This window comes from Streptomyces sp. NPDC050564 (assembly GCF_044457265.1).
In the GTDB taxonomy this organism is placed as follows: domain Bacteria; phylum Actinomycetota; class Actinomycetes; order Streptomycetales; family Streptomycetaceae; genus Streptomyces.
Genome location: NZ_JBITGS010000022.1, coordinates 177613 through 190466 on the forward strand (window position 1 = coordinate 177613; position 12854 = coordinate 190466).

Here is a 12854-nt window from a genome sequence, read left to right on the forward strand (position 1 = left end):
CAACAAGGGGGCGCGTGCGGTGAGTTCGGGGGCGCCCGGGGGTTACTCAGTAGTCCCAGCTCAGCCGGGGTTGCTCAAGAATCCCGGCTGAGTAAGTGCGTGCCCCGTCGGTACTGAACCCTGCTCACTGTGAACAAGGCTCAGTAGTGAACCTCGCTCACTGTGAACCCCGCTCAGTATCGCTGGTTGAGGTACCCCAGCATCTCGTCGTGGAGGATGCCGTTCGACGCGGCCGCGTTGCCGCTGTGCGGGCCCGGGCGGCCGTCCAGGCCGGTGAAGGAGCCGCCCGCCTCGGTCACCACGATCGCGTTCGCCGCCATGTCCCAGAGGGACAGCTCGGGCTCCGCGCAGATGTCGACCGAGCCCTCGGCGACCATCATGTACGGCCAGAAGTCGCCGTATCCGCGGGTGCGCCAGACGGCCTTCGTGAGGTCCAGGAAGCCGTCGAGGCGGCCCTGGTCCTCCCAGCCGCTCAGCGAGGAGTACGCGAACGAGGCGTCGGCCATGCGCGAGACGTGGGAGACGTGCAGCCGGGACGCGGAGGAGAGGCTGCGGCCGGTGAACGCGCCGTGGCCCTTCGCGGCCCACCAGCGGCGGCCGAGCGCGGGGGCGGAGACGACACCGACGACCGGCTGGTAGCCGCCCTCGCCCGCCTCCATCAGGGAGATCAGCGTGGCCCAGACGGGGACGCCGCGTACGTAGTTCTTGGTGCCGTCGATCGGGTCGACGACCCAGCGGCGCGGGCCCGTGCCCTCGATGCCGTACTCCTCGCCGAGGATCGCGTCGCGCGGCCTCGCCCGCTGGAGCTGGCCGCGGATGAGCTCCTCGGCGGCCTTGTCCGCCTCGCTCACCGGCGTCATGTCCGGCTTGGTCTCGACCTTCAGGTCGAGCGCCTTGAACCGGTCCATCGTCGCGGCGTCGGCGGCGTCCGCCAGGACATGGGCGAGGCGCAGGTCATCGCGATAGTCGGGCATGGGTGAACCGTATCTGTCCCTTCCGGGAGAGAGCCACACGGCCTCGGGATCACTATGGGCACGTACGCGGGGTGCCAGGCGTCGGAGCGGGTCTGGGGCGGGTATGCCTACCGGCGCTTGCGGGGTGCCGCCTTCTTCGGGACGGGCGTCGCCCCTGACGGCCTTCTTCGGGACGGGCGTCGCCCCTGACGGCCTTCTTCGGGGGCGTCGCCCCTGACGGCACGACTGCGCGCAGCCTGAGACGATCACAGGCACCGCGCACGATGGCCGGCGTGCGCCCCTTCGGGCCGCCGCGAACCCTTGACAGTGCCTTTGTGCGCGTCAAATCTGAGCTGCAGACTCGCTCGCCCCAGGGAGGCGATGATGCCTGCAGCGCGGGAATCCCTCTTGGACGCCGCCTATACGGCGCTCGCGCGTCGTGCGTGGTCCGCGGTGCGGATGGTCGATGTGGCCGCCGTGGCCGGGGTGTCACGTCAGACGCTCTACAACGAGTTCGGGAGCAAGGAGGGGCTCGCGCGTGCCCTGGTGCGGCGGGAGGCCGATGCGTATCTCGCGGGGGTCGAGCGGGCGCTCGGCGCTCATGCGGACGCGCGGGAGCGGCTCGTGGCGACTGCCGAGTGGACCGCGTCGGCCGCGCGGAGCAACGCTCTTGTGCGGGCGATGCTCACGGGTTGTTGGAGCGAACGGCTGCCCTCGCCGACGTTGTCGGCCGTGCCCTCCTCGTCCGCCGTGCCCGCGCAGCGGCGGGCCGACGGGCCGCTGCCCTCGCCCGCCGACTTCGTGGCGCTGGTCCGGGACCGTGCGGTGGCCTCGCTGTCCAGCTCCAGGGCGGACGCGGCCGAGCTGGCACGCTCCTGCGAACTCGTCGTCCGTCTCGCCTTGTCGTGTGTGGCCGCGCCGCCCGGTGAGGGCGGGGTCACGGACCTGGTGAAGGCGGCACTGCCCCCGGCCCACCGGCTCGGTGTCCAGAGCGTCTGACCGACTCGGCGGAAGCCGACTCGATGACCTCGGTGCGCGAAGGGTCCGGACCGGACGTCGGCTCGGACGGCGGGCGTGCCGCTGTCCGCGACGTGCGCCTGGAGCGCGGGGTCAGTGGGCGGAGCCGGACAGCTGCAGGCCGATGACTCCGATGATGACGAAGCTGATCGAGACGATCTTCAGTGTCGAGACCAGGTCGCCGAGGAAGATCATGCCGTAGATCGCGGTGCCGGCCGCGCCGATGCCGGTCCACACGGCGTACGCCGGGCCGACGTCGAGCTTCTTCAGGGAGAGGGTCAGCAGCCCGAAGCTGCCGAGCGCGAAGATGCAGAACGCGACGGTCGGCCAGAGTCTGGTGAAGCCGTGCGAGAGTTTCAGACAGACGGCGAAGCCGGTTTCGAGCAGTCCCGCCACAACGACCAGCAGCCACGCCATGTCCTGTCCTCCCGCGTCCGCACGTCGACTGCTTCGTCTGGCTTGGATCCGGTCAGCGGCCTCTCCGGGGTCGCTCGGGGCGATTATGCATTTACCGACCGGCTAAGCCCTTACCGACGGGCCGCCGACGCAAACAACGCGGAGGTCAGTCGGTACGGCGATCAGTCGCCTTCCTTCCGCTCGCGCGTCGCGAGCAGCCTGCGCAGCGAGTAGAGCCGCTGCGGGTCCGCGTGGCCGTCCGCCACCCACTGGTCGAGGGCGCAGTCCGGCTCGTCGTGGCTGCACGCGCGGGGGCAGCCCTCGGTGCCGGGTTCGAGGTCGGGGAAGGCATGGATGACCCGGGACGGATCGACGTGGTGCAGGCCGAAGGAGCGGACGCCCGGGGTGTCGATGACCCAGCCGACCTCGTCGGGCAGCGGGATCGCACGCGCCGATGTGGTGGTGTGCCGGCCGCGCCCGGTGACCGCGTTGACGACTCCTGTGCTGCGCCGCCGCTCCAGGGACACCAGAGCGTTGACCAAGGTCGTCTTGCCCACGCCCGAGTGGCCGACGAACGCCGTGATCTTGCCGTCCAGCTGCTTGCGCACCCGGTCCACCGCCTCGCCGCTCTCCAGCTCCTCCCGGCTGGTCACGACGTAGGGGACGCCCAGCGCCCCGTACAGCTCCAGGAGTTCGTCGGGCGAGGCCAGGTCGGACTTGGTGAGGACGAGGAGCGGGGTGAGGCCGCCGTCGTACGCCGCGACCAGGCAGCGGTCGATCAGACGGGGGCGCGGCTCGGGGTCGGCGAGGGCGGTGACGATGGCGAGTTGGTCGGCGTTGGCGACGACCACGCGCTCGTAGGGATCGTCGTCGTCGGCCGTGCGGCGCAGCACGGAGGTGCGCGGCTCGATGCGGACGATGCGGGCGAGGGTGTCCTTGGCGCCGGACAGGTCGCCGACGATGGCCACCCGGTCGCCGACCACGGCTGCCTTGCGGCCCAGCTCCCGGGCCTTCATCGCCATCACGACGCGGTCCTCGACCAGGCAGGTCAGGCGGCCCCGGTCGACGGTGAGGACCATGCCCTCGACCGCCTCCTCGTGCTTGGGGCGGATGTTCGTACGCGGACGGTTGCCCTTGCGGTTCGGGCGCTGGCGGATGTCGTCCTCGTCGGTGTGCTTGCCGTAACGGCGCATGATCCCGGTCCGCCCGTCAGTTCCCGAGCATTCCGGTCCACATGTCCGGGAAGTCCGGCAGGGTCTTCGCCGTCGTCGCCACGTTCTCGATCTGTACGCCCTCCACGGCCAGACCGATGATCGCGCCGGCGGTCGCCATGCGGTGGTCGTCGTACGTGTGGAAGACGCCGCCGTGCAGTCGGCGCGGGCGGATGTGCAGCCCGTCGGCGGTCTCCGTGACGTCGCCGCCCAGCTCGTTGATCTCCTTGGTGAGCGCCGCCAGGCGGTCCGTCTCGTGCAGGCGGAGGTGGGCCACCCCGTGCAGGGTCGAGGGGGAGTCGGCGAGGGCGGCGACCGCCGCGATGCCGGGGGTCAGCTCGCCGACCTCGCTCAGATCCACGTCGATGCCGTGGATCGCGCCGGAACCGGTGAACTCCAGGCCGCGCTCGGTCAGTTCGCAGGAACCACCCATTTCGGTGAAGATCTCCCGCAGCCTGTCACCGGGCTGGGTGGTGCGCGCGGGCCAGTCGGGGATGACGACCTTGCCGCCCGTCACCAGGGCCGCCGCCAGGAACGGCTGCGCGTTGGAGAGATCCGGCTCGACGATCAGATCGCGGCCGAGCAGGGCGCCCGGCGTGACCCGCCAGACGTTGGGCTCGCCGCCCGACTCCGGGGTGTCCACCTGCGCGCCGACCGCGCGCAGCATGTCGACCGTCATCCGGATGTGCGGCATGGAGGGAAGGGTCGAGCCGATGTGCCGGACCTCCACGCCCTGGTTGAAGCGCGGGCCGGAGAGGAGGAGGGCACTCACGAACTGGGAGGACGATGACGCGTCGATCTCGACCGGGCCGCCGTCCAGGGCGCCGCCGCCGTGCACGGTCAGCGGCAGTGCGCCGCGGCCGTCGTCGTCGATCCGGGCGCCGAGCAGGCGCAGCGCGTCGATCACACCGTTCAGGGGGCGCTCGTACGAACGCGGGTCGCCGTCGAAACGGATGGGGCCGTCGGCGAGCGCGGCGACCGGGGGCAGGAAGCGCATCACGGTGCCCGCGTTGCCGACGTCGACCGTGGCCGGGCCGTGCAGGCCGGAGGGGATGATCCGCCAGGCCTCGCCGGAGGCGTCCGGACCGGCCGCGACCGTGGAGCTGGACGCCACCGTCTCCTCGATGCCGACGCCCATCGCGCGCAAGGCGCCCGCCATCAGCAAGGTGTCGCGGGAGCGCAGTGGGCGGCGCAGCCAGCCCGGCTCGGAGGCCAGCGCCGCCAGCACGAGGGCGCGATTGGTGACCGACTTCGACCCCGGCACGTGGACCGTCGCGTCGACGGCTCCGCTCGCGTGCGGGGCGGGCCAGAGGGCGGTGTGGGCGGGGTTCACGGTCATGCGCCCCACTTTAATGGGGGTTCGCTCCGCCGGGTTTGGCCGGGCGACGCGGGTCGTATGTCGGCTGCGGGTGCGTTGTGGCTGGTCGCGCCCACGAGGCGGAGCCGCAGATGTCGCAGCCCCGCGCCCATGGCAGGGCTCTGTCAGACCTCGAGCAGCCAGCGGCCTCCGCCCAGCAGTGAGCACAGCGACACCGCGTGGAACAGGAACAGCCACAGGCCCGCGGGGACGTGGGTGAGGCGTGACAGCTGGTCCGCGTCCGAGTCGCCCGCTCCGCCTCGCATCCGCTTCGCCTGGAGTTCGAAGGCCGGGCGGACCCCGCCGAGCAGCAGGAACCACACCACTGCGTACGCGAACGCCGCCTGCACCTGGGGCCCGGCGAGCCAGGACACCACCACGAAGGTGCCGCCGGTGAGGATCAGGGTGAGCGCGCCGTACGCGTTGCGGATCATCACCAGCATCGCGACGAGCAGGGCCGTCGCCAGCCACAGCAGTGCGGTGATGCGGCCCGCGGCGAGCAGCGCGGCGCCGCCCAGGCCGAGCAGCGGGGGAGCGGTGTAGCCTGCGGCGGCGGTGAGGATCATGCCGACGCCGGTGGGCTTGCCGCGGCTGACGGTGAGACCGCTGGTGTCCGAGTGCAGTCGTATGCCGCTGAGACTGCGCCCGGTGAACAGGGCCACCAGGCCGTGGCCGCCCTCGTGGGCGATGGTGATGGCGTTGCGGGAGACGCGCCAGACGCCGTGCGGGACGATCGCCGCCAGCGCGGCGACCATCGTGGCGATCACCACCCACAGGTCGGGGTCCGGCTGGCTGCCGAAGATCTGGTCCCAGAGGCCGGCCAGCGAGGTGGATGCGGTGCTGTCCATTGTCGGCGGGAGCTCCCTCTCGTAACGCGGAATCTGGCAGTGTGGCACGTATGTGCGGACGGTATGCAGCGAGTCGTAGGCCCGAGGATCTCGCAGGAATCTTTGAGATCGAGAAGTGGGAGCCCGAGGAGACGCCGGCGCCCGACTACAACGTGGCCCCGACCAAGGAGGTCTACGCCGTCCTCGACCGCCCCCTTAAGGACGCGGACAGCCCGAAGCCGGTTCGCCAGCTGCGCAAGCTCAAGTGGGGGCTCGTCCCGTCCTGGGCCAAGACGCCCGAGGGCGGCGCCCGGATGATCAACGCGCGTGCGGAGACGGTGCACGAGAAGCCCTCGTACCGTCGAGCCTTCGCCGCCCGGCGCTGCATCGTGCCCGCCGACGGCTACTACGAGTGGGTCACCGGTGGCGCCGAGCGCGACCTGGAGGTCGAGGGCAAGAAGAAGCGGCCGCGCAAGCAGCCGTACTTCGTGACTCCCGCGGACGGTTCTGTCTTCGCGATGGCCGGGCTGTACGAGTTCTGGCGCGACAAGACGTTGCCCGATGACCATCCGCAGGCGTGGTGGGTGACGTGTTCGGTCATCACGACCGAGGCGGAGAGCTCGCCGCTCGCGGTCGCGCCGGCCGAGGGGCCGCGGGCCCTGGCCGACATCCATCCGCGGATGCCGTTGATGCTCACGCCGGATCGGTGGGACGCTTGGCTCGATCCGGCGCGGACCGATGTCGACGACCTGCGGTCGCTGCTCGCTCCGCCTCCGGAGGGGTTGATGCGGGCGTATCCCGTGTCCACGGCCGTGAGCAATGTGCGCAACAACGGGCCCGAGCTGTTGAAGGAGCTGGAGGGGCCGGAGGAGGGGACGCTCTTCTGAGAGGGCTCCCGGGGCAGGGCTGAGGCAGGTCGGCGTGGGCGCGCTTGCCGGGGCCGCTGTGCCCACCCGTGCCGCCCCTTGCGGCGCGCCTGCCCACAGCGATGACGGCTGCGGCGCACGCGTGGCACAGCTGCGGCGTACGCGTGGCGCAGCTGAGACGGCTTCGGCGGCTTCGGCGGCAGCTCACCCTCGGTCATGGCAGTGACAGGATGGTTCCGTGGCGCACAGCGAGACGGTTGAGACCGAGGCGGGCAGTGCCCGTGTCACCTGGCACCCTGCCGAGAAGGCGCGGCTGGTGCTTGCCGTCAGCCATGGGGCGGGTGGCGGCATCGAGGCGCGGGATCTGCAGGCGTTGGCCGGCGTGTTGCCCGGTCACGGGGTGAGTGTCGCGCTGGTCGAGCAGCCTTGGCGGGTGGCCGGGAAGAAGGTGGCGCCCGCGCCGAAGACGCTGGATGTCGGGTGGCGGGGGCTGTGGCCCGCGCTCACGCGCCCCGGGCTGCCCGTGGTCTCCGGCGGGCGGAGTGCCGGGGCGCGGGTTGCCTGTCGTACGGCTGTCGAGCTGGGAGCCCGTGCCGTGCTTGCGCTCAGCTTTCCGTTGCACCCGCCGGGCAAGCCCGAGAAGTCGCGTGCCGACGAGCTGCTCGGCTCCGGGGTGCCCACACTGGTGGTACAGGGCGGCAACGACCCGTTCGGGAAGCCGGAGGAGTTCCCGAAGGGGGCGCACGAGCTGATCGAGGTGCCGTACGGCGATCATGGCTTCGCCGTTCCGAAGAGGGCGCCGGTCGAGCAGGACGAGGCGCTGACGATCATCACTGACGGTGTCGTGAAGTGGATCGCGTCACTCGTGTAACGCCCGGGAATGTCGAGTGGCGGACATCTGTTGTGCGGATCAGACAGCACGGAGCGTGCTGACCGTTCGTACGAGAGGAAGTCCGCCGCATGGGTTCGACCATCTGCCCGAGCCGTCGCAGCAGTGCTGACCTGGACTGGACGGTGCTGCACGCGGCAAAGACCGCCCCTATTCGGGCGGCGGCGGGTACGGATCGTCGTCTATCCTCCGATTCCAGTGGGACCGGTCTTGGTCTCACGTCGTCGCTGGAGGAGGTGGGTCCGGTCACTGGGACCGACGCAGGGACCGAACACGGCCAGGCGGAGCAGCCCGAGGGCCAGGGCACGAGCACGGAGTCGTCCGCCGAGCGCACCGCGCGCTTCGAGCGGGACGCGCTCGAATTCCTCGACCAGATGTACTCGGCCGCCCTGCGCATGACGCGCAACCCGGCCGACGCCGAGGACCTGGTGCAGGAGACGTACGCGAAGGCGTACGCGTCCTTCCATCAGTTCCGTGAGGGAACCAATCTCAAGGCGTGGCTGTACCGCATTCTGACCAACACCTTCATCAACTCGTACCGCAAGAAGCAGCGCGAACCCCAGCGCTCCGCGGCCGAGGAGATCGAGGACTGGCAGCTGGCGCGTGCCGAGTCGCACATGTCGACCGGTCTGCGCTCCGCCGAGTCGCAGGCGCTCGACCACCTGCCCGACTCGGACGTCAAGGAAGCGCTGCAGGCGATCCCCGAGGAATTCCGCATCGCCGTCTATCTCGCGGACGTAGAGGGCTTTGCGTACAAGGAGATCGCGGACATCATGGGGACACCCATCGGTACGGTGATGTCCCGGCTGCACCGGGGCCGCCGTCAACTGCGCGGCATGCTCGAGGACTACGCGCGTGACCGCGGGCTGGTCCCGGCCGGCGCCGGGGAGTCGAACGAAGCGAAAGGCTCGGCCTCATGAGCTGCGGAGAGCCGCACGAGACGGATTGCAGTGAGGTACTCGACCATCTCTACGAGTTCCTCGACCATGAGATGCCGGACGCGGACTGCACCAAGTTCGAGGTGCACTTCGAGGAGTGCTCCCCGTGCCTCGAGAAGTACGGCCTCGAGCAGGCGGTGAAGAAGCTGGTGAAGCGGTGCTGCGGTCATGACGACGTGCCGAGCGATCTGCGCGCCAAGGTCATGGGGCGCATCGATCTGATCCGCTCCGGACAGGTCGTGCCCGAGCACGACGTGACGGCGACGCCTCAGGAGTCCTGAACTCCTGACGGAGATCGCCCGGTTATCACCCGAACGTGCTAATCCGCGGGCTTGGAGCCCGCGGATTCGGCTGTACGCGTCCCCGCGGTGTCCCCGCCGCTCTAGGCTCCGGAGCCTGAAGTCGGGGAGGGGACGAGGATGGGGTCGGTTCCGGCGTGGGCCCGTGTCTACGTGGCCTGTGTCGTTCTGGGTGCCCTGGTCTGCCTGGCCCCCCTGTCGGCCCTCCATGTGCCGTGGTGGGTCGTCGCGCTGCTCGCCGTGCTGTACGCCGGGTGCGAGCGGATCCCGCTGCCCCGTGGCCCCCGTGCCGCCGGTGCCCCTGGCCGTGAGGCCCCCAAAGGGATGGGCGCCTTCCTCCCCGTGCTGCTGGCCGGGGCCTTTCTGCTGCCGCCGCCCGCCGCCGCGCTCGTCGCGCTGCCGGGGGCCCTGCTCACCCGGGTCGAGCAGCGGCCGCGATGGCTGCGCCGGATCTGGCGCGCGGCCCAGCTCGCCGTCGCGATCTGGGCGGCCTCCCGGGTGCACTGGGCGCTGGGCGGCCGGAACGCGGTGATCGAGCCCCACTTTCCGTACGCGCTCGTGCCCGCCGGGGCCGCGGTGCTCACGTTCTGCCTCGTGCTGACCGTCCTCGACGGCGGGATCCTGGCCCTCGCCGAGCGGGTGCCGGTGCGGGGCGCCTGGCGCGGCCTCTTCGCGCGCTCTCTCGCCCCGGTTGCCGTGCACGGGCTCGCGGGGCTGATGATGGCGGTGCTGTGGCGCAGTCCCTACGGGCCTGTCGCCGCGCTGCTCGTGCTGTTGCCGATGTACGTGTCCTGCTGGGTGTTCGCGCAGTACCACCGGGAGCGCGCCGCCCACCAGGCCACCATTCGCGCGCTGGTCCAGGCCGTCGACATCAAGGACGGGTACACCCGCGGCCACAGCGAGCGGGTCGGGCAGGCGTCCATGATGATCGCGCGGGAACTCGGGATGGACGACGAGCGGGTCGAAGTGCTGCGGTTCGCCGGGATTCTGCACGACGTGGGCAAACTCGGCGTTCCCACCCGGCTGTTGCGCAAGGACGGGCCGCTCACCCCCGAGGAGCGGCGGGTCATCGAACTGCATCCCGAGTACGGGCACGAGATGGTCCGGGGGATCGGCTTCCTCGGGGAGGCGCGGTCGGCGATCCTGCACCACCATGAGCGGCTGGACGGGAGCGGGTATCCGTACGGGCTGGTGGGGGGCCAGATTCCGGAGTTCGCGCGGGTGGTGGCCGTTGCCGACGCGTTCGACGCGATGACGTCCACTCGGTCCTACCGGCGGGCCCGGCCCGTGCCCGCGGCGCTCGAGGAGCTGGAGCGCTGTGCGGGGGCGCAGTTCGACCCCGGGATGGTGCGGGCACTGGCGCGGGCCCTTTCCCGCCAGGGGTGGCATCCCGCCGTCACCGCCGACAACGGTGCCTGTCCGCCCGCTCCGCCCGTTTCCGGTCGGCTGGAAAGGCACCCGACATGAGCACCGCCGCTCGGCGGCCGAGTTTCCCCACCCGCTCCGCCGGTTTCCGGTCGGCTGGAAGGGCACCCAAACCCCTTGCCCTCACCCTCGTCCGTGCCGTCACCCTCGCCCTCGCTCTCCTCTCTCTCGCCGTCACTCTCTGGACCGGCCTGGAAGAACGCGGTACCGCCCTCGCCTTCGGTCTCCTCATCCTCCTCGGCGAACTCACCCGTTGGAGCGGTACCGAGGAGCGCGAGACCGCTCCGCTCGGGGCCGCGGGGGCGTTGTCGTACGCCCTGCTGGGGGAGCAGGCCGGGCAGCCCACGCACCACGGTGCGGCCCAGGTCGTCGCCGTCGTCACCGCGGCCGCGCTCCTGGGGTGCGTGCCCCATGTCGCGGGCGGGCGGGGCCCGACCCTCGACCACCTCACCCGGCGCATCCTGACCGTCGGTTTCGCCGCCGTCTGCTTCCAACCCCTGTACACCCAGGGGAGATTGCACGAGTGGAGCGGCCCCGCATACGCCCTGCTGCTGGTCGCGCTGCTCGTGCTCACCGCGCTGTGCGACGCCGTCCTCGCGGCGGCGATGGCGCACTCGCGCACCCGGTGGCCGTTCGGGCCGCTGCTGCGGGACGAGCTGCGGTCCGTGCTCGGTATCGGGTCGGCCGTGTGCGCGACCGGGGCCGTGATGTCGCTCACGGTCGCCGTGGTCGGGCTCTGGGCCCTGCCCGTCTTCTCGCTGCCCCTGTTGCTGACCCAGCTGTCCTTCGGGCGGTACGCGGGCGTGCGGGTCACCTACCGGCAGACCATCGCCTCCCTCGCGCGGGCGACCGAGATAGCCGGGTACACCCCCGCCGGTCATGCCCGGCGGGTGGCCGCGCTCAGCAGTGCGGTCGGGCGCGAGCTGGGGCTTTCCGAGCCCGATCTGACCGTCCTGGAGTACGCGGCACTCATGCACGACATCGGGCAGCTGAGTCTCGTCGATCCCGTCCCCGCCGGGGCCACTGCCGTGCTGCCCGCCGAGGAGCAGCGGCGGATAGCTCTGCTCGGCGGTGCCGTCGTACGCCAGACCGGCGTGGATGCCGAGGTCGCCGTGGTGGTGGAGCGGCAGGCCGACCCGTACCGGGAGCAGCCGGTCACCGCGCGGATCGTACGGGCCGTGAACGCATACGAGGAGATGGCCAGGGAAGCAGGGCCGGGAGGGACTCTGACCGCCCTGGAGAAGCTGCGTCTGGCCACGGCCCGCGACTATCAGCCGGAGGTCGTGGAGTCGCTGGCCAGGGTCCTGGCAAGGGGCGGTCTGACCCTGCCCCAGGCTGGGTAACCCATGGGTAATGAGCGCCCGTCCGACGGTACGTGGTTGGATGCGAGGAAGAGGGCGTTCGGGGGCACGGGCCAGCCCGGGGCTGCGCTGTCTTCAAGGGACTCTTCTAGGGACCGGCAGGCGGGAAACGCAAGGAACTGGCAGGCGGGAATCGTGAGGATCTTCGGCAAGGGACGACACCGGCCCTCCGCCTCATGGCGGCAGGCCACCGACCGTGCGTTCACGCTGATCGGTGACGGCCGGTACGAAGACGCCGGCGCGCTGCTGACGCGCGCCGCGGACCTGGAGCCGTGGCTGTCCGAGTCCTGGTTCAACCTGGCCCTTCTGCACAAGTTCCGGCACGACTGGGAGCAGGCGCGGGCGGCGGGCCTCAGGGCCGTCGCGCTGCTCGACCGCGAGACCGGGGCGCCCGACTGGTGGAACGTGGGCATCGCGGCCACCGCTCTGCAGGACTGGCCGCTGGCCCGGCGCGCCTGGCAGGCGTACGGGTTGCGGGTACCCGGCGGCGCCGCCGTCTCCGGGGAACCGGTGGGCATGGACCTCGGCAGCGCGGCCGTACGGCTGTCGCCCGAGGGCGAGGCCGAAGTGGTGTGGGGCCGCAGGCTCGACCCCGCCCGCATCGAGGTGCTGTCCATTCCGCTGCCGTCCTCCGGGCGGCGCTGGGGCGAGGTCGTGCTGCACGACGGTGTCCCGCACGGTGAGCGGACCACCGCTGCCGGGCACTCCTACCCCGTCTTCGACGAGATCGAGCTGTGGGCGCCCTCGCCCGTCCCCACCTGGGTGGTCCTCCTCGAGGCGGCCACCGAGGAGGACCGGGACTCGCTGGAGCAGCTCGCCGCCGACGCCGGCTTCGCCGCCGAGGACTGGTCGTCGTCCGTACGGCTGCTGTGCCGGATGTGCTCCGAGTCGCGGATGCCGTCCGACGAGGGCGACGGCGAGCACCTGGACCCGCACGACCACAGCGAGCCCGGCCATCCGGGTCCGCTCGGCCACCGCACCGACGGGCAGCTGTGGGTGCCCGAGCGGGAGTGCGGGGTGGCCGCGCCGGCCTCGCTGGTGAGGGGGCTGCTGGACGGGTGGGTCGCGGACAGCCCCGACTCCAGGGACTGGCGGGACCTCGAAGAGGTCTGTTAGGAGACTGCGGGGAGGAAGGCCGGCCGCAGGTTGTCGTGGCTGGTCGCGCCCACGCGGCGGAGCCGCACCGCAGGTACGGTCCCGGGGGCCGCGCGGGGGGGGGGCGCCCGGCCCGGGTCATCCTAAACCACCCCCGTTTTTGGGGGGGCTAAATAGGGGTTGGGGGGCCCCGGGACCCAGAAGCATCCCCCGGGCGGGG

At 71.5% G+C, this 12854-nt stretch carries 13 protein-coding genes; 8 read left to right on the forward strand and 5 right to left on the reverse strand.

Annotated elements, in window-relative coordinates; translation table 11 throughout:
* Positions 1–173 precede the first annotated feature (173 nt).
* On the reverse strand, positions 174–974 hold the full coding sequence (gene hisN, locus ACIBK0_RS31790) for a histidinol-phosphatase (RefSeq protein ID WP_399087477.1): 801 nt from the start codon (positions 972–974) through the stop codon (positions 174–176).
* Positions 975–1337: 363 nt separating this feature from the next.
* Here hisN and ACIBK0_RS31795 point away from each other — a divergent pair, with 363 nt between their 5' ends.
* Positions 1338–1952, forward strand: a complete 615-nt coding sequence (locus ACIBK0_RS31795; protein ID WP_399087479.1) for a TetR/AcrR family transcriptional regulator — start codon at positions 1338–1340, stop codon at positions 1950–1952.
* 111 nt (positions 1953–2063) lie between these two features.
* On the opposite strand, the gene ACIBK0_RS31800 is transcribed toward ACIBK0_RS31795, so the two are convergent.
* From ACIBK0_RS31800 to ACIBK0_RS31815, 4 genes are all read right to left on the reverse strand, one after another.
* A complete protein-coding gene (locus ACIBK0_RS31800; RefSeq protein ID WP_189189358.1) occupies positions 2064–2387 on the reverse strand; it encodes a multidrug efflux SMR transporter in 324 nt (107 codons plus the stop codon).
* Between the two features lie 161 nt (positions 2388–2548).
* Positions 2549–3559, reverse strand: a complete 1011-nt coding sequence (gene rsgA / locus ACIBK0_RS31805; protein ID WP_399087481.1) for a ribosome small subunit-dependent GTPase A — start codon at positions 3557–3559, stop codon at positions 2549–2551.
* A 16-nt stretch (positions 3560–3575) separates the two neighbouring features.
* Positions 3576–4916 carry a 3-phosphoshikimate 1-carboxyvinyltransferase gene (gene aroA, locus ACIBK0_RS31810; protein WP_399087483.1) on the reverse strand — a complete coding sequence of 447 codons (1341 nt, stop codon included), beginning with the start codon at positions 4914–4916 and terminating at the stop codon, positions 3576–3578.
* Positions 4917–5059: 143 nt separating this feature from the next.
* Positions 5060–5782, reverse strand: a complete 723-nt coding sequence (locus ACIBK0_RS31815) for a M50 family metallopeptidase (RefSeq protein WP_399087485.1) — start codon at positions 5780–5782, stop codon at positions 5060–5062.
* A 50-nt stretch (positions 5783–5832) separates the two neighbouring features.
* Between ACIBK0_RS31815 and ACIBK0_RS31820 the strand changes: the two genes are divergently transcribed.
* The 7 genes from ACIBK0_RS31820 to ACIBK0_RS31850 all read left to right on the forward strand — a co-directional run bounded on the left by ACIBK0_RS31820 (position 5833) and on the right by ACIBK0_RS31850 (position 12655).
* On the forward strand, positions 5833–6648 hold the full coding sequence (locus ACIBK0_RS31820) for an SOS response-associated peptidase (RefSeq protein WP_399087488.1): 816 nt from the start codon (positions 5833–5835) through the stop codon (positions 6646–6648).
* Positions 6649–6865: 217 nt separating this feature from the next.
* Positions 6866–7498 carry an alpha/beta family hydrolase gene (locus ACIBK0_RS31825; RefSeq protein WP_399087490.1) on the forward strand — a complete coding sequence of 211 codons (633 nt, stop codon included), beginning with the start codon at positions 6866–6868 and terminating at the stop codon, positions 7496–7498.
* A gap of 254 nt (positions 7499–7752) precedes the next feature.
* Positions 7753–8436, forward strand: a complete 684-nt coding sequence (gene sigR / locus ACIBK0_RS31830; protein WP_399087492.1) for an RNA polymerase sigma factor SigR — start codon at positions 7753–7755, stop codon at positions 8434–8436.
* Positions 8433–8735: a mycothiol system anti-sigma-R factor gene (gene rsrA, locus ACIBK0_RS31835; protein WP_189189351.1), complete on the forward strand. Its 303-nt coding sequence runs from the start codon at positions 8433–8435 to the stop codon at positions 8733–8735. Before sigR ends, rsrA begins: the two co-directional genes overlap by 4 nt.
* A 138-nt stretch (positions 8736–8873) precedes the next feature.
* Entirely contained in the window at positions 8874–10220 is a 1347-nt protein-coding gene (locus ACIBK0_RS31840) for an HD-GYP domain-containing protein (RefSeq protein WP_399087494.1), read from the forward strand.
* Complete coding sequence (locus tag ACIBK0_RS31845; RefSeq protein WP_399087496.1) at positions 10217–11521, forward strand: HD-GYP domain-containing protein; 1305 nt, start codon at positions 10217–10219, stop codon at positions 11519–11521. Before ACIBK0_RS31840 ends, ACIBK0_RS31845 begins: the two co-directional genes overlap by 4 nt.
* A gap of 153 nt (positions 11522–11674) precedes the next feature.
* Positions 11675–12655, forward strand: a complete 981-nt coding sequence (locus tag ACIBK0_RS31850) for a tetratricopeptide repeat protein (protein WP_399087498.1) — start codon at positions 11675–11677, stop codon at positions 12653–12655.
* Positions 12656–12854: the final 199 nt, after the last annotated feature.

What these genes read in the sequence shown, in the direction of transcription:
- ACIBK0_RS31845 (WP_399087496.1), top strand. Translation starts at nt 10,217, where the DNA reads ATGAGCACCGCCGCTCGGCGGCCGAGTTTCCCCACCCGCTCCGCCGGT.
- ACIBK0_RS31800 (WP_189189358.1), bottom strand. Translation starts at nt 2,387, where the DNA reads ATGGCGTGGCTGCTGGTCGTTGTGGCGGGACTGCTCGAAACCGGCTTC.
- hisN (WP_399087477.1), bottom strand. Translation starts at nt 974, where the DNA reads ATGCCCGACTATCGCGATGACCTGCGCCTCGCCCATGTCCTGGCGGAC.
- ACIBK0_RS31795 (WP_399087479.1), top strand. Translation starts at nt 1,338, where the DNA reads ATGCCTGCAGCGCGGGAATCCCTCTTGGACGCCGCCTATACGGCGCTC.
- rsgA (WP_399087481.1), bottom strand. Translation starts at nt 3,559, where the DNA reads ATGCGCCGTTACGGCAAGCACACCGACGAGGACGACATCCGCCAGCGC.
- ACIBK0_RS31815 (WP_399087485.1), bottom strand. Translation starts at nt 5,782, where the DNA reads ATGGACAGCACCGCATCCACCTCGCTGGCCGGCCTCTGGGACCAGATC.
- aroA (WP_399087483.1), bottom strand. Translation starts at nt 4,916, where the DNA reads ATGACCGTGAACCCCGCCCACACCGCCCTCTGGCCCGCCCCGCACGCG.
- rsrA (WP_189189351.1), top strand. Translation starts at nt 8,433, where the DNA reads ATGAGCTGCGGAGAGCCGCACGAGACGGATTGCAGTGAGGTACTCGAC.
- ACIBK0_RS31820 (WP_399087488.1), top strand. Translation starts at nt 5,833, where the DNA reads ATGTGCGGACGGTATGCAGCGAGTCGTAGGCCCGAGGATCTCGCAGGA.
- ACIBK0_RS31840 (WP_399087494.1), top strand. Translation starts at nt 8,874, where the DNA reads ATGGGGTCGGTTCCGGCGTGGGCCCGTGTCTACGTGGCCTGTGTCGTT.